This window comes from Pseudomonas sp. A-R-19 (assembly GCF_019956575.1).
In the GTDB taxonomy this organism is placed as follows: Bacteria; Pseudomonadota; Gammaproteobacteria; order Pseudomonadales; family Pseudomonadaceae; genus Aquipseudomonas.
Genome location: NZ_JAHBDR010000049.1, coordinates 50,737 through 75,455 on the forward strand (window position 1 = coordinate 50,737; position 24,719 = coordinate 75,455).

At 58.4% G+C, this 24,719-nt stretch carries 22 protein-coding genes; all 22 read right to left on the reverse strand.

All coding sequences use genetic code 11. From position 1 onward, the window contains the following. Positions 1 to 130: 130 nt before the first annotated feature. The 22 genes from KGA88_RS12095 to KGA88_RS12200 all read right to left on the reverse strand — a co-directional run bounded on the left by KGA88_RS12095 (position 131) and on the right by KGA88_RS12200 (position 24,536). The gene (locus tag KGA88_RS12095) at positions 131 to 1,516 is read right to left on the reverse strand and encodes a sigma-54-dependent transcriptional regulator (protein WP_223591244.1); all 1,386 of its coding nucleotides are present in this window, start codon (positions 1,514 to 1,516) and stop codon (positions 131 to 133) included. A gap of 5 nt (positions 1,517 to 1,521) precedes the next feature. Further along, positions 1,522 to 2,715 (reverse strand): sensor histidine kinase, encoded by a 1,194-nt coding sequence (locus tag KGA88_RS12100; RefSeq protein WP_223591501.1) that lies wholly within the window; start codon positions 2,713 to 2,715, stop codon positions 1,522 to 1,524. 128 nt (positions 2,716 to 2,843) lie between these two features. Then, positions 2,844 to 4,319, reverse strand: coding sequence for a sigma-54 dependent transcriptional regulator (locus KGA88_RS12105; protein ID WP_110659843.1), 1,476 nt, complete (start codon positions 4,317 to 4,319; stop codon positions 2,844 to 2,846). Between the two features lie 172 nt (positions 4,320 to 4,491). Next, on the reverse strand, positions 4,492 to 4,788 hold the full coding sequence (gene fliT / locus KGA88_RS12110) for a flagellar protein FliT (RefSeq protein WP_110659842.1): 297 nt from the start codon (positions 4,786 to 4,788) through the stop codon (positions 4,492 to 4,494). Between the two features lie 24 nt (positions 4,789 to 4,812). Next, entirely contained in the window at positions 4,813 to 5,202 is a 390-nt protein-coding gene (gene fliS, locus KGA88_RS12115) for a flagellar export chaperone FliS (protein ID WP_110659841.1), read from the reverse strand. Between the two features lie 153 nt (positions 5,203 to 5,355). Then, positions 5,356 to 6,744, reverse strand: a complete 1,389-nt coding sequence (fliD, locus tag KGA88_RS12120) for a flagellar filament capping protein FliD (protein ID WP_110659840.1) — start codon at positions 6,742 to 6,744, stop codon at positions 5,356 to 5,358. Positions 6,745 to 6,825: 81 nt separating this feature from the next. Continuing rightward, the gene (locus KGA88_RS12125; RefSeq protein WP_110659839.1) at positions 6,826 to 7,173 is read right to left on the reverse strand and encodes a flagellar protein FlaG; all 348 of its coding nucleotides are present in this window, start codon (positions 7,171 to 7,173) and stop codon (positions 6,826 to 6,828) included. Between the two features lie 74 nt (positions 7,174 to 7,247). Then, positions 7,248 to 8,684 (reverse strand): flagellin, encoded by a 1,437-nt coding sequence (locus KGA88_RS12130; RefSeq protein WP_110659838.1) that lies wholly within the window; start codon positions 8,682 to 8,684, stop codon positions 7,248 to 7,250. Positions 8,685 to 8,937: 253 nt separating this feature from the next. Then, positions 8,938 to 9,867 (reverse strand): ketoacyl-ACP synthase III, encoded by a 930-nt coding sequence (locus KGA88_RS12135; RefSeq protein ID WP_110659837.1) that lies wholly within the window; start codon positions 9,865 to 9,867, stop codon positions 8,938 to 8,940. Between the two features lie 299 nt (positions 9,868 to 10,166). Beyond that, entirely contained in the window at positions 10,167 to 11,756 is a 1,590-nt protein-coding gene (locus tag KGA88_RS12140; RefSeq protein ID WP_110659836.1) for a flagellar hook-associated protein 3, read from the reverse strand. Between the two features lie 13 nt (positions 11,757 to 11,769). Continuing rightward, positions 11,770 to 13,782 (reverse strand): flagellar hook-associated protein FlgK, encoded by a 2,013-nt coding sequence (gene flgK, locus KGA88_RS12145; protein WP_223591246.1) that lies wholly within the window; start codon positions 13,780 to 13,782, stop codon positions 11,770 to 11,772. A gap of 23 nt (positions 13,783 to 13,805) precedes the next feature. Continuing rightward, positions 13,806 to 15,095: a flagellar assembly peptidoglycan hydrolase FlgJ gene (flgJ, locus tag KGA88_RS12150; protein WP_223591248.1), complete on the reverse strand. Its 1,290-nt coding sequence runs from the start codon at positions 15,093 to 15,095 to the stop codon at positions 13,806 to 13,808. An 11-nt stretch (positions 15,096 to 15,106) separates the two neighbouring features. Continuing rightward, positions 15,107 to 16,195, reverse strand: coding sequence for a flagellar basal body P-ring protein FlgI (locus KGA88_RS12155; RefSeq protein WP_110661583.1), 1,089 nt, complete (start codon positions 16,193 to 16,195; stop codon positions 15,107 to 15,109). A 27-nt stretch (positions 16,196 to 16,222) separates the two neighbouring features. After that, positions 16,223 to 16,918: a flagellar basal body L-ring protein FlgH gene (flgH, locus tag KGA88_RS12160; protein WP_110661585.1), complete on the reverse strand. Its 696-nt coding sequence runs from the start codon at positions 16,916 to 16,918 to the stop codon at positions 16,223 to 16,225. Positions 16,919 to 16,970: 52 nt separating this feature from the next. Next, positions 16,971 to 17,756 carry a flagellar basal-body rod protein FlgG gene (gene flgG, locus KGA88_RS12165; protein ID WP_110661587.1) on the reverse strand — a complete coding sequence of 262 codons (786 nt, stop codon included), beginning with the start codon at positions 17,754 to 17,756 and terminating at the stop codon, positions 16,971 to 16,973. Between the two features lie 45 nt (positions 17,757 to 17,801). Then, positions 17,802 to 18,542, reverse strand: a complete 741-nt coding sequence (locus KGA88_RS12170; RefSeq protein WP_110661589.1) for a flagellar basal body rod protein FlgF — start codon at positions 18,540 to 18,542, stop codon at positions 17,802 to 17,804. Positions 18,543 to 18,745: 203 nt separating this feature from the next. Next, a complete protein-coding gene (locus KGA88_RS12175; protein WP_223591251.1) occupies positions 18,746 to 19,342 on the reverse strand; it encodes a cytochrome c3 family protein in 597 nt (198 codons plus the stop codon). Positions 19,343 to 19,351: 9 nt separating this feature from the next. Continuing rightward, entirely contained in the window at positions 19,352 to 19,843 is a 492-nt protein-coding gene (locus KGA88_RS12180) for a nitrate reductase cytochrome c-type subunit (protein ID WP_223591253.1), read from the reverse strand. 11 nt (positions 19,844 to 19,854) lie between these two features. Next, positions 19,855 to 22,359 carry a nitrate reductase catalytic subunit NapA gene (napA, locus tag KGA88_RS12185; protein ID WP_223591255.1) on the reverse strand — a complete coding sequence of 835 codons (2,505 nt, stop codon included), beginning with the start codon at positions 22,357 to 22,359 and terminating at the stop codon, positions 19,855 to 19,857. After that, positions 22,350 to 22,616: a chaperone NapD gene (locus KGA88_RS12190; RefSeq protein ID WP_223591257.1), complete on the reverse strand. Its 267-nt coding sequence runs from the start codon at positions 22,614 to 22,616 to the stop codon at positions 22,350 to 22,352. Before KGA88_RS12190 ends, napA begins: the two co-directional genes overlap by 10 nt. 37 nt (positions 22,617 to 22,653) lie before the next feature. Next, positions 22,654 to 22,821, reverse strand: coding sequence for a periplasmic nitrate reductase, NapE protein (locus tag KGA88_RS12195; RefSeq protein ID WP_095945465.1), 168 nt, complete (start codon positions 22,819 to 22,821; stop codon positions 22,654 to 22,656). 155 nt (positions 22,822 to 22,976) lie between these two features. Continuing rightward, positions 22,977 to 24,536: a sigma-54-dependent transcriptional regulator gene (locus tag KGA88_RS12200; protein ID WP_095945466.1), complete on the reverse strand. Its 1,560-nt coding sequence runs from the start codon at positions 24,534 to 24,536 to the stop codon at positions 22,977 to 22,979. Positions 24,537 to 24,719: the final 183 nt, after the last annotated feature.

The following is a 24,719-nucleotide window of genomic DNA, read 5'->3' on the forward strand; positions in this document are numbered from 1 at the left end:
TCGCCGCCGCCCCCTGTAGGAGCGAGCCTGCTCGCGATGAACCCGAGAACACCGCGGGGTGTCAGGTTCCCAGCGTTATCGTTCACGCCCATCGCGAGCAGGGCTCGCTCCTACAGGGACACGATCAGGATCAGGTGGCGAACAGATACGCTTCCACATCCATGCCGGCGTCGCGCATCTGCGCCAGCTTGTAGCGCAGGGTTCGCGGGCTGATCCCCAGGCGCTCGGCCGCCTCTTTGCGGCGACCGCGCTCGGCGCGCAGGGTATCGACGATCATCTGGAACTCACGGCGACGCAGGTCATCACCCAGCGCACCGGCCGATTCGGACTCGATTTCCACAGCACGCACTGGCGCCACAGCCAACGCAGGCAATGGAGCGCAGGCCACCGGCCCGGCCAGGCAGAAGTCCTGCGGCTGGATCAAGCCACCCTGTTGCAGAATCAGCGCACGCTGGATTGCGTTGTCCAGCTCACGCACGTTGCCTGGCCACGGGTAACCGATCAGGCACGCCTGGGCCTCGGGCGACAGCCTGGCAGCCGAATGCTTCATTTTATTGACGTACTTGGCCAGCAGACGCTCGGCCAGCGGCAGGATGTCGGCGGTGCGCTCGCGCAGCGGACGCCAGGCCAGGGGAAACACCGACAGGCGATAATACAGATCCTCGCGGAAGCGCCCCGCCGCCACCTCACCCGCCAGGTCGCGATTGGTGGTCGCGACCACACGAATATCCAGGGTGATCGGTTTGCGCGCCCCAACCCTTTCGACCTCGCGCTCTTGCAGCACGCGCAGCAGTTTGGCCTGGAGCCCTAAAGGCATTTCGGAAATTTCATCGAGCAGAATGGTGCCGCCGTCGGCCTGCTCGAACTTGCCGGCTTGCGCGGCAATGGCGCCGGTGAAGGAGCCCTTCTCGTGACCAAACAAGGTCGCTTCGAGCATGTTGTCCGGGATCGCCGCGCAGTTGATCGCAATGAACGGCTGACTGGCGCGATGAGAATACTGATGGATGTAACGTGCCAGCACTTCCTTGCCCGTGCCCGACTCGCCCGAAATCAGCACCGTGGAATCGCTGCGCGCGACCCGCGCCGCCAATTCGAGCAGCTGCGCGCTCGCTGGCTCGAACGCAACCGGCCCCTCGCTCTCGGTCGGGCCGAGATTGCCCTGGGCATGACGTGCCACCAGATCAAGCAACGCCTTGGGCTCGAATGGCTTGACCAGGTAATCCGCCGCCCCTTGGCGCATCGCATCGACCGCACGCTCGACCGCACCGTGAGCCGTCATCAGCAACACCGGCAATTGCGGCTGCCGCGCTCGCAACAGCCCCAGCAACTGGTGGCCGTCCATGCCCGGCATGTTGACGTCGCTGATCACCAGGCTGAAGGCCTCGCCACCGACAGCAGCCAGGGCCTCCTCCGCTGAACCCACCGCCGTGTAATCGTGCCCCGCGAGCAACAGCGTATCCGCCAGTGCCTCGCGCAACGCGCGGTCATCCTCGACCAATAAAACCTTGATACCCATTTGTCTCACTCCGTTCCCTGAGCGCTGCTGAACAGCGGCAGGATCACCTGCGCGCAAGTGCCGCGACCGAGCCGCGAACGCAGGTGCAATTCTCCCTGATGAGCACGCGCCACGGCTTTGACCACGGTCAAACCAAGACCGGTGCCGGTGGTCTTGGTGGTGAAAAAGGGCTCGCCCAATCGCGCCAGGACGGCGGCACCGATACCCGAGCCACTGTCACTGACGCACAGGCGCAGGTCGTTGCCGCGGGTATAGAGGTGAATCTTCAGACGCAATTGACCGGCACTGGCCTGAATGGCGTTTTCGATCAGGTTGAGGATCGCGCCCACCAGGGTGTCGCGATTGCACAGCAACTCCCCCGAATGACTGTCGCACTGCCAGCGGATCGGCAGATCCTGCACGTGGGTCAGCGCGGCTGCCTGCAGCGATTGCATCAGTTGGCCCGGGGTTACGCGGTCGGTCAGCGGCAACTCGCCACGAGCAAATACCAGCATGTCCCGAACCTGGTGTTCGAGCTCGTGCAGGCGCTCCTTGAGGCGCCCGGCAAAGCGCTGCTGGGTAGCGACTGGCAGCTCTTGCTCGGTCAGATGACTGGCGTACAGCAACGCGGCGGACAACGGCGTGCGTATCTGATGAGCCAACGAAGCGACCATGCGCCCCAGCGACGACAGACGCTCATGCCGAGCCAGCTGATCCTGCAGATGGCGGGTTTCAGTCAGGTCATTGAGCAACACCAACTGGCCGGGCTCGGCGTCCAGCGAGCGCGTGGCGATCGACAGACGCCGGCCATCCTTGAGGGAGACTTCATGACCATCGTCTTCGCGCGGGGCAAAACTGCGGGCAATGACGTGACGCCACAACTCACCTTCCAGCGGCAGCCCCAGCAACTCGCACGCCGCCGGATTGGCTTCGCGCACGATGCCCTGGGCATCAATGACGATGACACCGCCAGGTAACAGATCGAGGAGGTTTTGCAGACGGTTGGCCAGGCGTTCTTTTTCCGCCAGCTCCTGCATGCGCTGGGCGCTGACCACCGCCAGTTCACCCTTGAGCTCGGTCACCCGGGCTTCAAGCATGCTGTAGGAGTCGGTCAACTGACTGGACATCTGATTGAACAGCGCGAATGCCTGCTCAAGACCCAGCCGACTCGCCTGTTCTACGGACGACGGTTGTCCGCTTGCATCAGGGACAGGTGACATCTGGGCGGCTTGGGGCATTGTGCTCTCTCGCTTGGCTGACCGTCAGTGAAACGGAACGTTGCGAGGGATGTAGCAATACCCGTGCCTAAAAAAAACTTGTTATAAATGAATGGATTGAAAAACAGGCGTCAATCATCCGCCTGTTCATCCCCATCACGACGGCTCATGCCGTACTTGCGCATCTTCTCCACCAGCGTGGTACGACGAATGCGCAGGCGCTCGGCCGCGCGCGCCACAATGCCATTGGCATCATCCAGCGCCTGCTGAATCAACCCTTGCTCCAGACCACCGAGGTAGTCCTTCAGGTCCAGGCCCTCCGGCGGCAACATGGCGTTGGCCGTGAAGTCCTGCGTATGTCCGTTGATGGCCACGCGTTCTTCCAGATCGCTGCGCAGACTGTCGACCAGTTGCTCGTCTTCATCGTCGACGTAGCGGAATTTCTTCGGCAGTTCGATCACGCCGATCACCCCGTATGGATGCATGATCGCCATGCGCTCCACCAGGTTGGCCAGTTCGCGGACGTTGCCTGGCCAGCCATGCCGGCACAGCGACATGATCGCCGCCGAGTTGAAACGGATCGAACCGCGCTTCTCGTGCTCCATGCGCGAGATCAGCTCGTTCATCAGCAGCGGAATGTCCTCGACACGCTCACGCAGCGGCGCCATTTCGATCGGGAACACATTCAGGCGGTAGTACAGGTCTTCGCGGAAGGTGCCGATCTCGATCATGCTTTCGAGATTCTTGTGGGTCGCCGCAATGATGCGCACGTCGACGCTCTGGGTCTTGTTGCTGCCCACGCGCTCGAAGGTGCGTTCCTGCAACACGCGCAGCAACTTGACCTGCATTGGCAGCGGCATGTCGCCGATTTCATCAAGGAACAGGGTGCCGCCATTGGCCAGCTCGAATCGACCGGCACGGCTGGTGATCGCCCCGGTGAAGGCGCCCTTCTCATGACCGAACAATTCACTTTCCAGCAACTCGGCCGGGATCGCCCCGCAGTTGACCGGCACGAACGGCGCTTCGCGGCGCTTGGAATGGTAATGCAGGTTGCGCGCAACCACTTCCTTGCCGGTGCCGGACTCACCGAGGATCAGCACGCTGGCATCGGTGTCGGCGACTTGCTGCATCATCTGGCGGACGTGTTGGATCGCCCGGCTGGTGCCGACAAGACTGCGGAAAAGATTGGGTTCGCGATGACGACCGCGCTCGCGGGCCTGGTCGTACATCTCGCGATAGACCTGGGCACGGTGCAGCGAATCGAGCAACTTGCTGTAGCTGGGCGGCATTTCGAGGGTCGAAAGTACCCGACGACGCTGGTCTTCCGGCAGGTCAATGGAAGAATTATCGCCCATTAACAAAACCGGAAGGAACTCATCCCAGGTCGAGAGTGTCTTTAGCAAGCCCAGAAGTGCACCAGGAGCATTGACCGTCCCGATGAGGACGCAGATTACTTCACGACTTGACGACAAAGAGCCGACAGCCTGCTGCCAGTCATGGCTACCGCAGGGTAAATTTTCTTCACCGAGAAAATTTAAAATCACCGCCAGGTCGCGGCGGCGGACGCTATCGTCATCAATCAGCAGAATTTTGGTTTCACGCCACATGCAATAGCAACTTCCCTAGTCAACTCAATGCCCAAAATGCTGGGGCAAGCTAGACGCTTGCAGACACGTTATGCCTGAAGACGACTGAAATCTGGAACCAGCCACTAGTTAAGTCAAAAAACCGTGCACAGTCAAATTTATGGCGCACATGTCTGGATTAACTTAGGGTTAATTAACCAAACAGATGGTAAACCTTTGCCGCGTTGCGCGCTTGATTGATCTGCGACATCTCATCGACTATCGCCTGACGCTCGACCGTGGTTGCGCTCAACAGCTCTTTGTAAACGGCCAGCAACCCTTCCAGATTAGCCCGCAGCGCCTCTTCGTCGATCGGCACTTCGCTGAGCACTTCGTCGACGCATTCGCGACAGGCTGCGTCCAACTCGCCAATGGCCTCCCAGTTTCTCTCCGCCAGGGCATCGACCAAAGCTTCGCGCGTTTCTTCAATCCGCTGCAGTGCTTGACTCATGACGTCATCCTCAGACCCGCAGGCCTATTGATTGGCAATTGCGTCCCAACCGCTTTTCAGGGTTTCGAGCAAACCCGATACTTCGTCGATGATCGCGGTATCGTTACTTGTGTTCGCTTCCATCAAGCGATTCGTCATGTAGGCATACAAGCTATCAAGCTGCTGGACAGATGCGGGATCCTCGGTTTTCTCCGGATTCAGACCGTCGCGGAGCCCGATGAGGATGTCTGTGGCCTTGCCCAGCATCAACCCCTTATGCGCAATATCGCCACGCTCTAGAGCGCCCTTGGCTTGAGCCATCCGGTCCAGGCCACCCTCCATCAGCATTTGCACCAGCCGATGTGGGCTGGCTTCAGAGATCTGGGCATGGGAATTGACCTTCTGATATTGGCGAAGGGCTCTCATGGGGTTCATGGTTCTACCTCGTGACAGACAACTACTGAAAAAGGGAAGGCTCTGGTCTTTATGTCGACTGATCGACACATAACTTTAATGCAGCCCATCACCAATGAAAAAACCCAGACACCGTCATTGCAGACTGCCTGGGCTTTTTATGCCTGAACCGAGTCAGTTATCGGACTTCGGATTGTTCAAGGCATTGAGCGTGGTCATGATGCTGTCGCTTTGAGCGCGAAGCTTGGCTACCAGGGAGTCCATGGCATTGTATTTGGCCGAAAGACTGGACTGCAGAAGCGTCATGCGCTCATCCAGAGTGTCTTGCTGTTTCTTCAGATCGTTCAGGCTTTCGGTCAAGGATTTGGAACGCTCAGCCAGCGCGCCGGTAGTGGCTTTTGCAATGCCATCCGTAGCGGTGGTCATGCGCGCCAGCAATCCTTTGTCACCATTGAAAATACTGGTGATGTCCGCCGCATTGGTCGCGACCGCTTTGTCCCACTTCTTATCGTCTATGACCAGCAGACCCGTGGTCGAATCCGTACTGATACCGAATTGAGCGATTGATTTGAATGTGCCCGTGCCGGACATCGAGTTCAACTCATTGCGCAACGAACTCATCAGGGTGCGCATCGAGGCATCACCGGTCAATGCACCAGCAACCGGATTACCGTCTGCCCCTATCGTGACTTTGGTCTCGGCACTTATTGCCTTCACCAAAGCATTGTAGGTATCGACAAAACCTTTGACACCCGACTTCAATGCCGAGTTGCTGGTAGCCACTGAAATGGTGGTCGGTGTCGGTTTGGGTGCGCCGGTAGCTGTCGGTGAAACCGACAACAACTTGATGCTCACACCACTGACCGCTTCGGCAATCGTGTTGGTCTTGGACTGCATATCAATGCCATCAATGCTGTACAAGGCGTTTTTCGGCTGATCGATAACTGTTGCACCAACGTCAAGACCAGAGCTACCCGATAGCGTCAGATCCGAGCCCACCCCCATGGTCGTAGAGGTCAGCACCAGCCGCGAACCCGTAGCATCCGTCAGGATGTTTGCACTCAATCCGGACGTGGAAAATTGCGAATTGATTGAGTCCCGCACTTGTTGCAGCGTTGCCCCTGCCGGAACACTCAAGTCATAGTTTTTACCCGACTGCGTAATCGTCAAGGTTGTCGGCGTCGAACCACTGTTCACCACCGACGAAGTACCGCCCGCAAAAGTACTGGTCGACAGCTTCGAGGCGCTCGCCAACTGCGTCACTACCAACGCAAAACTGCCCGTAGAGGCACCATTGCCCGCCGTCATGGTGGCGACCTTTTCATCCGAGGATGAGGTAATCATGCCGCGGAAACTGTTATCCGCACCCATGTTTGCCAAAGCGCCGCGGAAGGCATCCAGAGCCGCCTGGATCTTGCCGAGGGACGACAGCGTGGTAGTTGCTTTCAACGTCTGAGTGTTGATCTGCGTCTGCTTGGGCACTTTTTCCGCGTCAACCAGAGACTTAACAATCGCCTGGGTATCGATATTCGAGCCGATACCACTAACCGTTGAACCCGCCATCGTCTTTCTCCTTATGCAGTGGCCGCCGCTTTCTTGGCGAATGGCGCCTCAAACGCAGACAGCAACAAAATTCATGCCAGCTTAAACTTTGTCATCAAACAACAAGTGGCTGGCTTGGCTCAGGCTTTGCGCCAGTTTTAATGCAGTTTCCGAAGGGATCTGGCGAATCACATCACCACTTTCGGTGGCGATGACTTTGACCACAACCCGTCCAGTAGAATCATCAATGGAAAAATCCAGCTTGCGCTGACTCGCTTGTACAAATTCGCGAATATCAGTAACAGCCTTTTCCAGCTCATCACGCTTCGGTTCCGTTGCCACCGGCGCAATAGCCTCAACTTTGGTTCGGCTGGCCGGCTCAATGGCTGCTGGCGGGTTTTGCGGCACAACCGATGGATAAGACTGGTTCAACTTGATGCTCATATCCATGTCCAACCTCCTCATTACGGAAAAGACAAAAGGGCACGTAAACGCGCCCTTCCGTCAATTACCAAACGCTGAAATTACTGAAGCAGCTTCAGCACAGCGGATGGCAGTTGGTTAGCTTGCGACAGGATGGCAGTCGAAGCCGATTGCAGAGTTTGTTGCTTGGTCAGCTCTGCAGTTTCAGCAGCGAAGTCCACGTCCTGCACGGTCGAACGAGCAGCGGTGGAGTTCTTCTGGATGTTCTGCAGGTTGTCGGCTGTGGTGGTCAGACGGTTTTGGGTAGCACCCAGACCCGAGCGAACGCCGTCGATGGTGCCGATAGCCTTGTCGATAACTGCCAGAGCGTTTTGCGCGTTGGTAGCGTCGGTGACGTCGGTGTCGGAAATAGCGGTTTTGGTCGACGACACAGTTGCAGCACCGAACAGTTGAGTAACACCGTCCGCAGCACCAGCACCCAGGGAGTAACCTTTGGCGGAATCCAGAGAGATCTGACCGGTTACAACCATTGTGTCGAGGATTGGAGTAGAGGTACCGGCATAGGCACCAGCACCATCTTTAACATCAACACCAATTGCGGCCTGTGCACCAGCATCGGTACCCGAGAACACCAGGTTTTCGCCCGAGTCGGACTTCACTTCCAGAGTGCCGTTGACTTCGTCATAGTTGACGCTGATGCCCAGCTTGGCGGAGTTGGACTTCAACTGATCGGCCAGGCTGGCGGTGTCTGTCACGCCGACAAACTTGACGGCGCTACCGTTGCCCACAGCCAGGGAGAAGTTTGCCGGAGTGGTTGCTGCTGCAGCAGCGACAGAGAATTTAACCTCAGTGCTCGCAGTGGCAGTCAGGCCACCCACTGCACCGTTCAACTGGGCAGCGATGTCCTTGGCAGAGGCGCCAGCGAGGTAAGAAACACTTTTGGTCTGGCCGTTACCAGTAACGGTGATGTCACCGGCAGCAAGACCCAAAGCAGCTGGAGTTACCGCAGAGCTCTTGATTTGCTGCGAACCAATCTTGTTGGCCGCTACGTTTTCCAGGCTGATGTTGATGGTTTCGTTGGCGTTCGCACCAACTTGAATAGCCTTGGTACCGTACGAACCGTCCAGCAGTTTCTGGCCGCCGAAAGTAGTGGTTTGCGAAATACGGGTCAGTTCCGAAGTCAGAGCCTGGTATTCGTCGTTGTTCGACTTACGGTCGTCGGCGCTCAGGGAGCCGGTAGCCGAGGACAGGGCCAGGGTACGCATTTTCTGCAGGATGTCGGTCGAAGCCTGCATTGCGCCTTCAGCGGTTTGAGCGATGGAGATACCGTCGTTCACGTTCTTGACAGCTTGGCCCAGACCGTTGATTTGGCTGGTCAGGCGGTTAGCGATTTGCAGGCCGGCAGCGTCGTCTTTAGCGCTGTTGATACGCAGGCCGGAAGACAGGCGCTGCATGGAGGTAGCCAGGGCGCCGCCAGCTTTGTTCAGGTTGCCCTGGGTAGTGATCGACGCAATGTTGGTGTTTACGGTTAAAGCCATGACGAAATCCTCGTTGGATGGATACTGCGGCTTCCGGCCCTGGCAACCGCCTGGTGTGGCCTAGAGAACCTACGTAATAGTTATCGTCGTGAAGAGGCTTTGCTTGAGCGGTTTTTTCGAATTTTTTAGTGGCAGCTTGCCAGCCCCTTTATTTTCAAGGCTTTAGAGCCAGAAAGTCGGCGTCATAAAAACGCAAAACGCCCGGAAGTTTAAATTTCCGGGCGTTGTTTTTTTGTAGCGTCGAGTCAGTCAATCAACCGCGATAAAGAATCGCCGAACCCCACGAGAGGCCCACGCCAAAGCCGCTGATGGCAACTCGGGTCCACTTGGAGTCGAAGACATGATTCTGCAGCAGCAGTGGAATACTCGAGGAGACCGTATTGCCGGTCTCGAGCATATCCTTGACAAACTTCTCCGGCTCACCTTCTTCGAAGCGGCGCGCTACAGCATCAACGATGGCCGCACTGCCCTGGTGAATGCAGAAGGCATCGATATCGGCTGCCTGCAAATTGGACTCGTCCAGCAGCTCATGCAAATGCGCAGGGACTTTCAACAGCGCAAAGTTGAACACCTGGCGACCGTTCATGAAGAACACACCGTCGCTGACCTTCAGGTGCGGTGCGCCGGAACCGTCGGTGCCGAACTTCGATTTGCCCAACTGCCAGACAGCATTCTCGCCCATCCAGGTGGCGGTAGCGGCATCGCCGAACAGCATGGTGGTATTGCGGTCTTCCGGATCGACAATCTTGGAATAAGGGTCAGCGGTGATCAGCAGGCCGTTTTTCAGCCCTGCCGCTTCCATGAAGCCTTTGATCGCATAGATGCCATAGACATAACCGGAACAGCCCAGAGAAATATCGAACGCGGCGACATGGGTCGGCAAGCCCAGCTTGTCCTGAACGATCGCGGCGGTGTGCGGCAAGCCTTCCTCATCACCATTCTGGGTGACGACGATCAAGCAATCGATGGACTCGCGCTTGAGTTCGGGGCTGGCGGCGAACAGCGCATTGGCTGCTTCGACACACAGGTCGGAAGTTTCCTGATCGGCATCCATGCGCGGCAAAAACGCAGAACCGATCTTGCCAAGAATAAAGGTTTCGTCCTTGTCGAACTTTGCACCCTGGGCGTAATTATCAATCCCGGCTGCCGGCACGTAACTCGCTATATTTTTTATGCCAATCATTATGGCTTCCCAATAATAAACAGCTGAACATCGCCGCTCGCTGAATCGAGGGCGTCTACAGTCGGGGCCCACCCCACAGAGGAGGCATTGTCGGGGCTCAAACAGCCCGCCACCGTCACCGCCCGCAGACAGGATACAGTGAAGATGCCCGTTTTGACCGACGGGTCACTCATAGATCGCTGCTTTATTTGAATTAATGGTCGGGATCGCGCCCGCCCTGTGCCGTATACGCCTGAAAAAAAAACAAAAAAAAGCCAGCCCCCGATAACAGGGGCTGGCTCCAGACGGCCAAGACCGACTTAAAGCTTGTTGAACAGGCTCAACTGGGAAACCTTGGCGAATGCCAATTGCGCGGCCTGCAGCATGGTTTGCTGCATGGTCAGCCGGGTCAGCACTTCCGCAGGGTCGGTATCTTTGATGGAAGACTGTGAAGACGCATTGATCAGGCCTGTACTCTGAATCTGATCACTCTGCATATCCATCACATTACCCCGAGCACCGATTGCACCGCGCGTCAGGTCAACCTGGTTTTTGGCATTGCTCAGGTTGGCAATTGAAGACGCAATCACGCTGTCCAGATTGCGCTGTGCCGCTGGATTACCTGAAGTCGGTATCTCAAGTGCCTGCCGAAGCTGACTGACGGTATCAAGTACGTTCTGTGTCTGGTGCGTGTTGACTGCGATATCGAATTGATCGCCTGCTGCCGGGGTAGCTGGGGGGGTGCCTCCGGTGAGGGTAAAGCTGACACCGGCAGCTGTCGCCACGCCAGCGACCACTGCCCCCGAAGTTACCGGTGTGCTGCTACTGGTCAACGGGCGGGAGTACAACTCAAAGGTCCCTGGTCCCGTGAACTTCAGGACCGCTCCGCCTTCAGGGAAAAAGCTCTTGTAATCGGCAGCGTTGGTCACTGAAGCCTGGCCAATCTGTACCGTTGAAGTGTTACCCGGAGCACGCGTGCTGGCGAAACTGTCTGGCTTTGCCGCCAACTGGAAACTATGACCGGCGATGACCGCATCCGCATTTGCAGCGTTGTCACTTGCCTGGAACGAGATATCCAGCGCAAAGGACACTCCGCGGAAATTGATGTCGGAACCATCCTTGTTATTCGGATCGAAACTCCCGCCACCACTCGCCTCGGCAGTTACATCGTTACCGGCGGCATCGGTAATTACAAACTGTGTACTGCTGGTGAATGAAAGTGTGTATGGCTGACCGTTGCGGAAGTTGGCATCGAACGCAGGGCCGGAACTTACCAGCCCCTGAGTCAAGGCCACGCGCCCGTCATCTACGGCCGGCGCGGTCATGGTGGTCGAACTGCGAGCGGCGTTGACCGCCTGCTGGAAAACGTCCCAACCAGTGTCGTTAAGGCCCAGTGACATCGAGTCACCGATTTTCAGCTCTAGTTGAGTCTGATCACCTTGATAACTGTAGGTACCGTCACTGTTGCGCAGAAAGGGCTGTGTGTTGCTGCTGGCACCGGAAAAGATGTATCTACCGTTAGCATCTTTGCTGTTCATCAAGTTCAGCAACTGTTCTTCGGCCTGACCGACTTCCTCACCAATGGATCTGCGATCATCGTCATTCAACGACGCACCGCCGGCACGCACCGCCAACTCGCTGACCTTTTGCAGCACGGTGTTGATACTGTCCAGCACACTTTCTTCCTGCGCCTGAGCGGTGTTCAGTGCATTGATGTTAGTGGTGTACTGACCCAGCATGGCTTTTTGCTGCTCAAGTTGCAGCAAACGGGCCGCACCAACAGGGTCATCCGACGCGGTCTCAAGCTTGACGCCGCTACTGGCCTGCTCCGCACTCTTCATCACGTTATTGAGATTGCGGGAATAGTTGGCCGCCGACGTGGCGTAATACTGCGCAGTAGAAATTCGCATGTTCTACGGCTCCTTAAAGGGCATTGATCAGAGTGCTGAAAATTTCCTGCGCAGTCTTGATGATCTGCGAAGAGGCCGTGTAGTACTGCTGGAACTTGGTCAGGTTGCCAGCCTCCTCATCGAGATCGACACCGGACACAGAGTCACGCGCATTTCGCGCCCCGGTCAAAATGGTGTCAGTGGCGGTGCCATCCAGTTGAGCTTGCTTGGCCTGGGAACCGACCGTCGAGACCAGGCCACCATACGCATCAGTAAAACTCACGCCCGGACTGGTGGCAGTCGCACCAACCGTCGCCTTGGTTTGCAGCCCGAGCAAGGCCTGGGCATTGCGGTTGTCGGTACTGTCAGCAGCGGTCATGGCGATGTTGAAGCTGTCCCCCGAAGCCGGGCTGCCGCTGACGGTCATCCCCACATTGAAGGTTTTGGCGTTGCCGCCGGCATCGGTGTAAGGCACTGCGATATTCAGGTCGTTGTTCTGGCCAGGCACGATGTTGCCGGTGCCGATGCTATTGCCCTTGGCGTCGAATACTTGATAGGCCGTGGCACTGGTCATCAGCATGCGAACCGGCATTGCAGTCTTGACTGCGGCCTGCACTTCCAGGCGCTGCACCGGATCATAGATGTCCAGGGAGGTGGTCAGGCTCGGCTGGCTGACAGCGCCAGTACCGGCATTGCCCGAGGCCTTGGTCGACGTCAGAGGAGCAGCGGTCGCCAGGGTCTTGGCGTCGGTCATGACCGTGGTCATGTCTGCGGCACCGCTACGGGTCGGCGTAACCTTGAAGGAGTCACCGACGGCCACCGAACCGCTGTTCAGGCTCAGGCTGAAACCATCGATCACCGGGTCAGCGGCAGGCGGCGTGGCGAACGCGAAGTTGCCCATGTCGGTGTTATCCGACAGTCGACGCACGTTGTAGCCCGACGCCGTGACCGTGACCTGATAATCACTGGCTTGCAACTTGCTGGCATCTTTGATGGTGACATTCAGATTGCCGGACGCTGGATTGTTGTTGGCATTGGCAATGCTGCGCTGGCTGATGGCCGTCGCGCTATTGATGTTGTTGAACAGTGCGGCACCGAAGTTACCGTTCTGATCCAGCCCCTGCCCCAGCTGTTTGTTGACCTGATCGGCCACAACCATGGCGATACGCCCCAGGTTGTTGACCGCGGGCGTCAGCACTTCTGTTCGATAGCGCAGCAATCCGCCCATCTGACCGCCGCTCAACACACCCGTGATATCGATCGACGAACTACCACGATCCATGATGACCGTTGAACGAGTCGGATCGGCCGGGTCCGCCGTCACACGCAGTTTATTGACCGTGTCGCCGACAACCAGCGGTTGGCCGCTGCCCAGATAGATATCCAGTCGGCCTTCGGTTTGGGTGACCTGTGTACCGACCAGTTCGTTGAGCTGACGGATGCTTTCGTTACGCTGGTCCAGCAGTTCGTTGGGCGTCCCCCCCGAACTACTGACTTCACCAATTTTCTTGTTGTAGGCCGCGACGGTCGACGCCAGTTTGTTGACCTGTTCGGCCATCGAGCCCAGTTGATCGTTGATGTACGAACCCTGCTGCTTCAACTGCTGGGACATGGCATTGAAGCGACTGCTCAGGCCCTGGGCATTGGTCAACAAGGCCTGACGAGAAGCGTTGTCGTTGGAGTTGCCGGACAGCGTTTGCAGCGACGAAAAGAACGACTGCAGTGTCTTGGTAATACCGGTGCCGCTGTCGGACAGCAGCTTGTCCACTTGCGTGGCCTGCCCCAGATAAGCCTGCGCGTCACCATTGAGCGAAGTCGTGGTCTGCAATTGCGCATCAAGGTAGCTGTTATAGACCCGACGCACATCCGCCAGGGTCGTACCGGTGCCGATGAACACATTGCCATTCTGAATAGAGCCTTTGCTGCCCTGAACAGTTTGCTGACGCGAATAGCCGACGGTATCGACGTTGGAAATGTTATTACCGGTAGTCACCAAGGAAGCGTGACTGGCGGACAAACCCGACATCCCGATATTGAGCAAACTCATGGTTCAGACCTTAATCCTTGTGCCTATAAAGGCGTGGTGGAAACGCCCGCCGCAGCGTAGTTCTGGTAACTCGTCATCTGCTTGGCTATCTGCGAAATCTTGCTTGCGTAGTCCGGGTCGGTTGCGTAACCGGCCTTCTGCAACTCGCGTACAAATTGTTCTGGGTTATCGGCCGACTTCACGACATCTTGATAGCGATTATTGGTCTGCAGCAAAGTCACAAGGTCATGGAAACTGTCCTTGTAGGAGTCGTAGGAACGGAACTCGGCCGTCTCCTTGACCATCTGCCCGTTGCGGAATTCGCTGGTGATCGCCCGCGCCGAACTACCCTGCCAGCTGTTGCCGGCCTTGATGCCGAACAGGTTGTGGCTGCTGCTGCCGTCCTGGGCACGCATGACCGACTTGCCCCAGCCGGTTTCCAGGGCTGCCTGGGCTACCAGGTAACGTGGATCGACACCGATCCGGGCAGCGGCCTCCTTGGCCATCGGCAACATGGTGTTGACGAACTGGTCGGCGGAGCTGAAGGCTTTCTTCGCTGGCGCCAGAGGAATCTGCGCCATGGCGCGACCGTAAATCTGCATGCCGCCAGCGGAAGCCTGCTGCGCGTTCGCCAGCCAGTCGCCGTTGTACAGCGGCCCCGTACCGGTGCTCGTGGTGCGCTCCGGCAACGCGGTCTTGTCGAGCCTCGTGGTGGCAGCGGTCGTCGCCGAAGGCACCAGCCCCGCCAACAGCCGGTCAGCCAGCTTCGGCGGCAACGCCAGGCGTCGCTGATTGATCAGCGCCATGTCATTGCGATGGGTACCCTCGCCCGCCTCTTGCGACGTATGGACCGATCGCGAAGCCCACAACGGACGCTGGCCATTGACCCGCGACAGAGGGCCATTGATTGCCACCGTGCCCGCCGCCACCGGCGTTTGCACGGCAGCTTTCGCGGCCTCTTGCTTGGCCAGCGACGCTGCGGCGGCTTCACCCGGGGCCATTGGCTTGTTCTTCGACATCTGGCGCATCAACACGTCCGCCAGGCCAATACCGCCACCTTCGCGGGACATGGAAACAGCCAGTTGCTGGTCGTACATTTCCTGGTACTGCTTGGCCGCCGGCGTGTTCATCGGATTGTCCTGGCCCAATGCTTCGGTGGCCGAGCGCATCGACTTGAGCATTTCCCCGAGGAACAGCGACTCGAACTCCTGCGCCACCTTGCGCATGTTGCCGTCGCTGTTCTTGTCGCCGACCTTGAGCTGATTCAGACGATTCAAGTCCGAATAGGAGCCCGAATCGCTGCTGCTGACCAGACCGCTCTTGCGCATATCCACGATGGCCGTCCTCAGATCACGATCAGGTCGGCTTGCAGCGCGCCGGCCTGTTTCAGCGCTTCGAGGATCGCCATCAAGTCACCCGGTGCCGCGCCGACCTGGTTCACCGCCCGCACGATCTCGTCGAGGGTGGTGCCCGGGCCGAACTTGAACATCGGCTTGGCTTCCTGCTGGGCATTGACCTTCGAACGTGGCACGACCGCCGTGGTGCCATTGGACAGAGGGCCGGGCTGGCTGACGATCGGGTCTTCGGTGATGGTCACGGTCAAGCTGCCGTGAGTGACGGCCGCCGGGGAAACCTTGACGTTCTGGCCGATCACGATGGTGCCGGTACGGGAGTTGATGATGACTTTCGCCACCGCCTGGCCTGGATCGATTTCGAGGTTTTCCAGGATCGACAGGTAGTCGACCCGCTGGCTCGGATCGAGCGGCGCGGTGACGCGAACCGAACCACCGTCGATGGCCTGGGCCACGCCAGGGCCGAGCATGTCGTTGATCTTGTCGACGATGCGCTTGGCGGTGGTGAAGTCGGAGCGGTTGAGGTTCAGCGTCAGGCTGTTGCCCTGGTTGAAACCGCTCGGCACCGCGCGCTCTACCGATGCACCACCGGGGATGCGACCGGCTGACGGAACGTTGACGGTAATCTTCGAGCCGTCGCGACCTTCCGCATCGAAACCGCCGACCACCAGGTTGCCCTGGGCCACCGCGTAGACGTTGCCGTCGATACCTTTGAGTGGCGTCAGCAGCAAGGTGCCGCCGCGCAAGCTCTTGGAGTTACCGATGGACGAAACGGTGATGTCGACCTGTTGACCCGGCTTGGCGAACGCCGGCAAATCGGCACTGATCGACACCGCCGCGACGTTCTTCAGCTGCACGTTGCCCGAGCCCGGCGGCACCTTGATGCCGAACTGCGAGAGCATATTATTGAAGGTCTGCAGGGTGAACGGGGTTTGCGTCGTCTGGTCGCCGGTGCCGTTGAGCCCGACCACCAGGCCATAACCGATCAACTGGTTGGAACGCACGCCGGAAATGCTGGCGATATCCTTCAGGCGTTCGGCCTGCGCGTTGAACGCGGCGGACAGCATCAAGGCGGCCACCATGAGGTGTTTAAGATTCAAACTGACCACCTAGAAAGGGAACAGCGGGCTGAGGAAGAAACGGTCGAACCAGCCTGGCTGACTCGCATCGGCAAACGAACCGGTGCCCGAGTAGGTGATGCGCGCATCGGCCACACGGGTCGACGACACGGTGTTGTCGGTGGCGATGTCATCGGCGCGAACCAGGCCGGCAATCCGTACCAGCTCGTCGCCGGTATTGAGGGTCATCCACTTCTCGCCGCGCACCGCGATGATGCCGTTGGGCAACACATCGGCGACGGTCACGGTGATCGAGCCGGTCAGTGTGTTGCCTTGGGCCGCCTTGCTGTCGCCCTTGGTGGCGCGGTCGCCTTCGTAGCTGGCGCTCAGGCTCAGGTCGCCATCACCGAACGGGTTGTTGGTGGTGGCACTGCCGCCGAACAGCGAGGTCAGGCCGATGCCGGTCTTGCTGTTCTTGGCCACCTGCGAGTTGGCGTTTTTACTCGCCTGGGTCCTTTCGTTCAGGGTGATGGTGATGATGTCACCGATCCGGAACGCCTTGCGGTCGCTATAGAGGTTCTGTTCGAAACCGGCCTGATAGATCGAGCCGTTGTTCGCGGCCGCCGGCAACGGCGTACGCGGCAACACCGGAGCGTAGTAAGGGTCATTGGGCTTGGGCGTCGAAGGCACGCAACCTGCGAGCGCGACGATCCCACTCAGTGCCAGAACAGATACATAGCGATTCATGACCCTACCTCACGGTGTTGCAGGCAGCCTCATGGCCGCCACATAGACTTGATTACAGATTCTGCGTTACGAACGAGAGCATCTGGTCGGCGGTGGAGATCACCTTGGAGTTCATCTCGTAGGCGCGCTGGGTGGTGATCATGTTGACCATCTCCTCAACGGTGCTGACGTTGGACGTTTCCAGGGTGTTCTGCAGCATGGTGCCGAAACCGTTCAGGCCCGGGGTGCCGACTTGCGGCGCGCCACTGGCGGCGGTTTCCAGGAACAGGTTGTTGCCCACCGCTTGCAGGCCGGCCGGGTTGATGAAGTCGGCGGTTTGCAGGTTGCCGATCACCTGGGCAGCCGGGTTGCCGGCAACGGTGATGGACACGGTGCCGTCGCGGCCGACCGTGAAGGTCTGTGCGTCGTTCGGAATGACAACCGCCGGCTCCAGGGCAAAGCCACTGGCGTTGACGATCTGGCCGTTGGAGTCCAGGTGGAAAGTACCGTCACGGGTGTAGGAGGTGGTGCCGTCCGGTTGCAGGATCTGGAAGAAACCACGACCGTCGATGGCCATGTCCAGCGGCTGCTCGGTGGTTTGCAAGCTGCCGGCGGTGAAGTTTTTCTGGGTGCCGACGATGCGCACACCGGTACCCAGTTGCAGACCCGACGGCAGTTCGCTGTCCTGGGTCGACTGGGCGCCTGGCTGACGCTTGATCTGGTAGAGCAGGTCCTGGAACTCGGCGCGGTCACGTTTGAAACCCGTGGTCGACACGTTGGCCAGGTTGTTGGAAATGGTGGTCAGGTTGGTGTCCTGGGCGGACAGACCTGTTTTGGCAACCCATAGAGCCGGAAGCATTCGATTCTCCTCGTGCGCCTGTTTTACGGCGCGACGTTCTGGTAATTAGCTGATCTGCAAGACCCGAGCCATGGCCTGGTCATCGTCTTTGGCGGTGTTCATCATCTTGATGTGCAGCTCGAACTGCTTGGACAAGGCCAGCACCGAGGTCATCTCTTCCACGGCATTGACGTTGCTCGACTCGAGAAACCCCGACACCAGCTTGACGTCGGCATCAGCTTGCGCAGGCGCGCCGTCCTTGGTGTGGATCGAACCGTCCAGGCCCTTGGTCATGTTCTTGAGGTCCGGATTGACCAGCTTGATGCGGTCGACTTCAGCCATCACCCGGGGACCTTCGCCCATCGCGCGGATGCTGATGGTGCCGTCCTCGCCGACTTCGATCTGCTGCTCCGGCGGCACGGCAATCGGCCCGCCATTGCCCATGACCGGCATGCCGTTGCCGGCGCGCAGCACGCCCAGGGCATCAACATTCAGGCTGCCGGTGCGCACGTAGCTTTCACCGCCATCGGGATTCTGTACGGCAATCCAGCCGCTGCCTTGCACGGCAACGTCGAGGTCGCGGCCGGTTTCCACCAGCGAGCCCGGGGAGAAATCGGTGGCCGGGCGTTCGGACATGGCAAACGCACGCGCCGGAAAGCTGTCACCGAACACCGGCATCGAACGGGCCTGCTCCAGGTCTTTCTGGAAGCCATTGGTGGAGATGTTCGCGAGGTTGTTGGCATGAGCCTTTTGCGCCAGAGCATTCTGGCTGGCGCCGGTCATTGCCACATAAAGGTACTTGTCCACAATTGTTCCTCTGCCTGCCGGACGTTTGCCGCCCACTGCTGTGTTGCGCAGGTTGTAGCAATTTGCAGACCAACTTGCGCGCGCAGGCTCAAACCCCTTTTAAACAGGGCGTTCGAGGCTAATCAGAAGGGAATCGAACAATGTATCGAAGACGAAAAACCGGCGCGGATATGCCGTTTGGCGGCAACACCGTGAAAAGCCGGCTACCAGCCTTTCACGCCGCTCATGTCGGGCAGTTTGTGGGCAATGCCTTTATGGCAGTCAATACAGGTCGCCTGGCCACTGGCCAATGATGTGGAGTGCATGCTGGCAGCGCGTTTGCCCTGGCGTGTGAAGTCCATGAACTCGAAGTTATGGCAGTTGCGGCACTCCCGGGAATCGTTTGCCTTGAGCCGTGCCCACTCGTGTTCGGCCAGCTCCCGACGCATGTCCAGAAACTTGTCCCGGGTACTGATAGTGCCGAACAACTTGCCCCATACCTCCTTGGAAGCCTGCATCTTGCGGGCGATTTTGTGCGTCCACTCGTGGGGTACGTGACAGTCCGGGCATGTGGCGCGCACGCCCGAGCGGTTGGTGTAGTGAATGGTTTCCTGCAACTCGACATAAACGTTGTCGCGCATTTCATGGCAGGACGTGCAGAACTTCTCGGTGTTGGTCGCTTCCAGCGCGGTGTTGAACCCGCCCCAGAAAATCACCCCGGCGATAAACCCGCCGAGGGTCAGGAAGCCCAGGCTGTAATGCACGCTGGGCCGACGCAGCACACCCCAATAATCCTTGAGCAAGGCAAGCAAAGATTTCATGGCCTCTCCTCAAGGTTTCGGCTGGCGGTTGATTTCGTCTTGCAAGACCTGGTCGATGTTCTTGAAGCTGTTGCTCACCAGTGGCTTCACATCCTTTTGCGGCACGTGACACTGGTTGCAGAAGTATCGGCGCGGCGACACCGCCGCCAATGCCTGGCCGTCACGGTCCATGTAGTGCGTGATGCTGATCATCGACGCCTGGGTACGCGCACTGTTGGCGCGACTGTGACAGGACAGGCACTTGTTGCTGTTCTTGTCGATGGCATAGCCGCGAATGCTGTGGGGAATGGTGGGCGGTTGCTCGGGGTAATTGCGCTCACGCTTGAGGTCCTTGTTCTCGTCTTCCGCGATGGGCGGTGCCGGCAGCTCCTGGGTCAGGGTCCCGCCGACTCGCCGCCCGTCCGGCGCTGGCGCATCCAGTGGGTAACCAGGGTCTGCCGCAAACGCTACGGGCAACCAGACCAGCAGAGCAGCAAGCAGGGGCAGCGAACGATAATTCATGAAAGCTCTCCTTATGCCGTCTTGATCAACTCAATCCTGATCGCGCATTTCTTGTAGTCAGTCTGCTTGGAGATGGGGTCCGTCGCATCGAGCGTGACTTTGTTGATCAACCTGTTGGCATCGAAAAACGGCACGAATACCAGACCTTGGGGCGGCTTGTTGCGCCCCCGGGTTTCAATGCGCGCACGCATTTCGCCGCGCCGACTGATCAGTTTCACTTCGCTGCCACGCCGGGCATTCAAGGCCTTGGCATCGGCCGGGTGCATGTAGACCAGCGCGTCGGGGACCGCTTTATAGAGTTCTTCGACACGCTGGGTCATGGTCCCGGTGTGCCAATGCTCAAGCACCCGACCGGTACTCAACCAGAACGGGAAGTCCGCGTCCGGGGCTTCCGCAGGAGGCTCGTAGGGCAGCGCGAAGATGATCGCCTTCTTGTCGGGGTAGCCGTAGAACTGCACGCCACTGCCCTTTTCGACATAGGGGTCGTAACCCTCACGGAAGCGCCAAAGCGTTTCCTTGCCTTCGACGACAGGCCAGCGCAACCCGCGCTCGGAGTGATAACGATCAAAGGGTGCAAGGTCATGACCATGTCCACGGCCGAACTGGGCATATTCTTCGAACAGGCCTTTTTGCAGGTAGAAACCGAAATCCCGGGCTTCGTCGTTCTGATAACCCGCCGCCATCTGCTCAACCGGGAACTCATCGACCTGGCCATTCTTGAACAGCACCTCATACAGGGTCTTGCCCTTGTATTGCGGTGAACCGTCCAACAGCTCTTGCGGCCAAACCTCGTCGGTTTTAAAGCGCTTGGAAAACTCGACCAATTGCCAGAGATCCGACTTGGCGTCACCCGGCGCCGAGACCAGTTGATGCCAGAACTGCGTACGCCGCTCCGCGTTGCCGTAAGCGCCCTCTTTCTCGACCCACATCGCCGTGGGCAAAATCAGATCGGCTGCCTGTGCCGAGACGGTGGGATACACATCCGACACCACCACGAAGTTCTCGGGGTTGCGCCACCCCGGCAGCACTTCCTGCATGATGTTAGGCCCGGCCTGCATGTTGTTGCTGGCCATCGTCCAATACACATTGAGCACGCCATCCTTGAGCATGCGACTCTGCTGCACGGCATGGAACCCGACCTTTTCCTTGATGGTGCCCGCCGGGAGCTTCCAGATTTTTTCCGCGGTGGCGCGGTGCGCCGGGTTGGTGACCACCAGGTCGGCCGGCAAGCGATGGGAGAACGTGCCCACTTCACGCGCAGTCCCGCAGGCCGAAGGCTGGCCCGTCAGCGAGAAAGGACTGTTGCCCGGCTCGCTGATCTTCCCGGTCAACAGGTGAATGTTGTAGATCAGGTTGTTGGCCCACACACCGCGGGTATGCTGGTTGAAGCCCATGGTCCAGAACGAAACCACCTTGCGCTTGGGGTCGGCATACAGTTCGGCCAATGCCTTGAGGCGCTCGGCCGGCACCCCGGTTTCCTTGGCGGTGCGTTCGAGGGTGTAGGGTTTTACGAAAGCGGCGAATTGCTCGAAGTCGATGTCGGTCCAGGTGTTCGCCTTGTCGGCATTCCTGGCTTTCATCTCCAGCGGATTATCGGCACGCAAACCGTAGCCGATGTCATCGGTGCCTTTGGCGAATTTGGTGTGCTTGCTGACGAAGTCTTTGTTGACCGAACCGCTTTCAATGATGTGGTTGGCGATGTAGTTGAGAATGAGCAAATCAGTCTGTGGCTTGAACACCATCGGAATGTCGGCCAATTCAAAACTGCGATGTTCGAAAGTAGAGAGCACGGCCACTTTCACATTTGGCTGACTTAAACGGCGATCGGTCACCCGACTCCAAAGAATCGGATGCATTTCCGCCATGTTTGAACCCCACAGGACGAATGCATCGGTGACTTCGATATCGTCATAACAGCCCATCGGCTCATCGATACCGAAAGTGCGCATGAACCCCATGACCGCCGAGGCCATGCAATGGCGTGCATTGGGGTCGATGTTGTTCGAGCGGAACCCCGCCTTCATCAATTTGTTGGCCGCGTACCCTTCCCAGACCGTCCACTGTCCGGAACCGAACATGGCGATCGATTCCCCGCCCTTGTTCTTCAGCGCCTCCTTGTACTTCAACTCCATCACATCGAACGCCTGCTTCCAGGACACCGGCTGAAACTCGCCCTGTTTGTCATATTGCCCGTTGGTCATGCGCAACAGCGGCTGAGTCAGCCGATCAACGCCGTACATGATCTTGGATAGAAAGTATCCTTTGACGCAGTTCAATCCGCGATTGACCTCGGCTTTAACGTCACCATGGGTTGCAACAACCCTGTTGTCCTTGGTCGCCACCATGACACTGCAACCGGTACCACAAAAACGACAGGGCGCCTTGTTCCAGTCCAAGGCGACCATGTCTTCTTCGGTAACCAGGTTGCTGGCAGAGGTAAACACCGGGAGGCCCGCAGCCGCCGCAGCGATCCCCGCAGCCTGGGCTTTAACAAACTCTCGCCGCGTCATAGGCATGTGTTTTCTCCCGTTACATCGAGAATTTCGTGATAAACCAGAGCGGCGTTGAGCACACCCGGCAAGCGGTTGATCTGATCGATTCGCTGAAGGATCTGGCTTTCGTGTTCGGTTTCCAGCACAACCACCAGTTTGCCGGCGGGACTTTCCTGATGAAGCTCAACGCCCTTGAGCAAACGCAGATTGGCTTTCACCGCCTCGAACAAGGCAGGACGGGCATGTACCACCAGGCTGGCAATATGCAGCGTCTTTTCCATGACCCGTACTCCCTGCTGAATTAGAGATAGATGGCAATCAGTTAGGGGGGCCTGGCGGACCGAGGAGCATTTGCAGAAACCAGACAAAAAAACCGTAACCACCGACTATCGCCACCGATAACAGTGGAAACAGAACAATGATCAGGAAATAGAACAGGCGAGTTTCTTTGCGAACTCGCCGGGTAGAGTCATCCATTGATGGCATGGTTAGCGCTCCTGCCAAACTGTGAGAAAAGCCTAGATGGCTTGTTCGGCAACTTCCATGATTCAGATCAATGGAAGGAATTTAGCGCTTTAAACAAGAATAAAACACACTGGACAATTATTAACACTCACTAAACATTCTTATTTTAACAAGCCTCAACGCTCAAGTTTGCCTATTTCATATTCACGCAACTTGTTGGCAATCGTTGTATGAGAGACACCCAGCCGCTTGCCGAGCAATCGGCTGCTGGCATGCTCCGAATAAAGCCGCTCCAGCACTGCTTTTTCAAAGCGTCCGACAATTTCATCCAGTCCGCCTTCGAGCGAAAAGTCGCCCAATGGCTGACGCACACCATAGTCAGGCAGACGAATATGCTCAGCCTTGACCGTCCCGCCGTCACACAGGGAAACCGCCTGGAACAGCACGTTCTCCAGCTGCCGCACGTTGCCCGGCCAATGGTAGTGACTGAGCCGCTCCATTGCCGCCGGGGCGAGCTTGGGTAACGGACAACCAATCTGCCGACTGGCCTGATCGAGGAAGTGTTCCACCAGCGGCGTCAAGCCATCAAGGCATTCGCGCAACGGCGGGATGTGCAGCGACAACACGTTCAAGCGGTGATAGAGATCTTGGCGGAACTCGCCGCGAGCGCACAATTCGGACAGGTCGACCTGGGTCGCGCAGATCACTCGCACGTCGAGGTACACCTCTTCATCGCTGCCTACACGGCGGAAGCAACCGTCCTGCAAAAAGCGCAGCAATTTCACTTGCAAGCGCGGGCTCATTTCGCCGACGCCATCGAGAAACAGCGTACCGCCCGCCGTCAGCTCCAGCAGCCCGAGCTTGCCCTCGGCCCGCGCCCCTTCGAAGGCACCGGGGCCGTAACCGAACAACTCCGTCTCGGCCATGGACTCCGGAAGACCGGCGCAATTGAGCGCCATCAATGGCGACTGCCCGCGAGGACTGGCCAGATGGCAGGCCCGCGCCAACAATTCCTTGCCGGTGCCGGTTTCCCCTTCTATCAATAGCGGCGCATCCAGTGGCGCCATGCGCCGCGCCTCGCGCACCACCGCCGCCATGACTTTAGAACTCTGGAAGATGCTGTCGAAGCCACGCAATTCCTGCTTGCGCACGTTGTAGATACGCTCACCCACCCGGTCGGCGCGGTGCAGGGTCAACACCGCACCGGCCATGGCCTCGCTGTCGTCATGCTCCGACTGCAAAGGCGCAATGTCGGCCAGGAACACGTCGCCCTTGACCTTGACCCGCAGCCCGTTGATCCGCGATTTGTTGGCGCGCACCAGTTCCGGCAAATCGAAATCCTCGGCGTAGCGCGACAGGGGAATCCCCGGCACCTCGTCGACCCGCACACCCAGCAACTGCGCCGCTGCCCGGTTGGCCGCGACGATGGAGCCACCCATGTCGATCGACAGCACCGGAAACTCCAGCGCACCGAGCAGTGCATTGAGCTCCATATGACGACGCTCGCTCGGCATCAGCCCTACACGCTTGACGCCAAAGACCCCGGCAATCGCTTCGAATTTCGGACGCAAGGCCTGGAACTGAATATTGATCAGGTTCGGGCAATGCAGGTAGATGGCGTTGCCATGCTCCCCCCCCACCTCACCGCGAGCCACGTTGATCCCGTACTCCACCAGCAGGTTGAGAATGTCGCGCAGGATGCCGATGCGGTTCTGGCAGTGGACTTTGATACGCATATAAAAGGCCTGAAAGAGCAGTGATTGAGGTCGATGCCTGACGCACAAACTGTGGGAGCGGGCTTGCTCGCGAAGGCGTCGGCATAGCCAACATTGATGTATCAGATAGACCGTTTTCGCGAGCAAGCCCGCTCCCACAGGGGGCTACGACACCCTTGAGGTGGAGTTTTCTGCGGCAGCGCC

Excerpts from the sequence above, each read along its gene's own strand:
- KGA88_RS12095 (WP_223591244.1), bottom strand. The coding sequence starts at position 1,516 with ATGGGTATCAAGGTTTTATTGGTCGAGGATGACCGCGCGTTGCGCGAG.
- KGA88_RS12100 (WP_223591501.1), bottom strand. The coding sequence starts at position 2,715 with ATGTCACCTGTCCCTGATGCAAGCGGACAACCGTCGTCCGTAGAACAG.
- KGA88_RS12105 (WP_110659843.1), bottom strand. The coding sequence starts at position 4,319 with ATGTGGCGTGAAACCAAAATTCTGCTGATTGATGACGATAGCGTCCGC.
- fliT (WP_110659842.1), bottom strand. The coding sequence starts at position 4,788 with ATGAGTCAAGCACTGCAGCGGATTGAAGAAACGCGCGAAGCTTTGGTC.
- fliS (WP_110659841.1), bottom strand. The coding sequence starts at position 5,202 with ATGAACCCCATGAGAGCCCTTCGCCAATATCAGAAGGTCAATTCCCAT.
- fliD (WP_110659840.1), bottom strand. The coding sequence starts at position 6,744 with ATGGCGGGTTCAACGGTTAGTGGTATCGGCTCGAATATCGATACCCAG.
- KGA88_RS12125 (WP_110659839.1), bottom strand. The coding sequence starts at position 7,173 with ATGGATATGAGCATCAAGTTGAACCAGTCTTATCCATCGGTTGTGCCG.
- KGA88_RS12130 (WP_110659838.1), bottom strand. The coding sequence starts at position 8,684 with ATGGCTTTAACCGTAAACACCAACATTGCGTCGATCACTACCCAGGGC.
- KGA88_RS12135 (WP_110659837.1), bottom strand. The coding sequence starts at position 9,867 with ATGATTGGCATAAAAAATATAGCGAGTTACGTGCCGGCAGCCGGGATT.
- KGA88_RS12140 (WP_110659836.1), bottom strand. The coding sequence starts at position 11,756 with ATGCGAATTTCTACTGCGCAGTATTACGCCACGTCGGCGGCCAACTAT.
- flgK (WP_223591246.1), bottom strand. The coding sequence starts at position 13,782 with ATGAGTTTGCTCAATATCGGGATGTCGGGTTTGTCCGCCAGTCACGCT.
- KGA88_RS12155 (WP_110661583.1), bottom strand. The coding sequence starts at position 16,195 with ATGGTGGCCGCCTTGATGCTGTCCGCCGCGTTCAACGCGCAGGCCGAA.
- flgH (WP_110661585.1), bottom strand. The coding sequence starts at position 16,918 with ATGAATCGCTATGTATCTGTTCTGGCACTGAGTGGGATCGTCGCGCTC.
- flgG (WP_110661587.1), bottom strand. The coding sequence starts at position 17,756 with ATGCTTCCGGCTCTATGGGTTGCCAAAACAGGTCTGTCCGCCCAGGAC.
- KGA88_RS12175 (WP_223591251.1), bottom strand. The coding sequence starts at position 19,342 with ATGAAATCTTTGCTTGCCTTGCTCAAGGATTATTGGGGTGTGCTGCGT.
- KGA88_RS12180 (WP_223591253.1), bottom strand. The coding sequence starts at position 19,843 with ATGAATTATCGTTCGCTGCCCCTGCTTGCTGCTCTGCTGGTCTGGTTG.
- napA (WP_223591255.1), bottom strand. The coding sequence starts at position 22,359 with ATGCCTATGACGCGGCGAGAGTTTGTTAAAGCCCAGGCTGCGGGGATC.
- KGA88_RS12190 (WP_223591257.1), bottom strand. The coding sequence starts at position 22,616 with ATGGAAAAGACGCTGCATATTGCCAGCCTGGTGGTACATGCCCGTCCT.
- KGA88_RS12195 (WP_095945465.1), bottom strand. The coding sequence starts at position 22,821 with ATGCCATCAATGGATGACTCTACCCGGCGAGTTCGCAAAGAAACTCGC.
- KGA88_RS12200 (WP_095945466.1), bottom strand. The coding sequence starts at position 24,536 with ATGCGTATCAAAGTCCACTGCCAGAACCGCATCGGCATCCTGCGCGAC.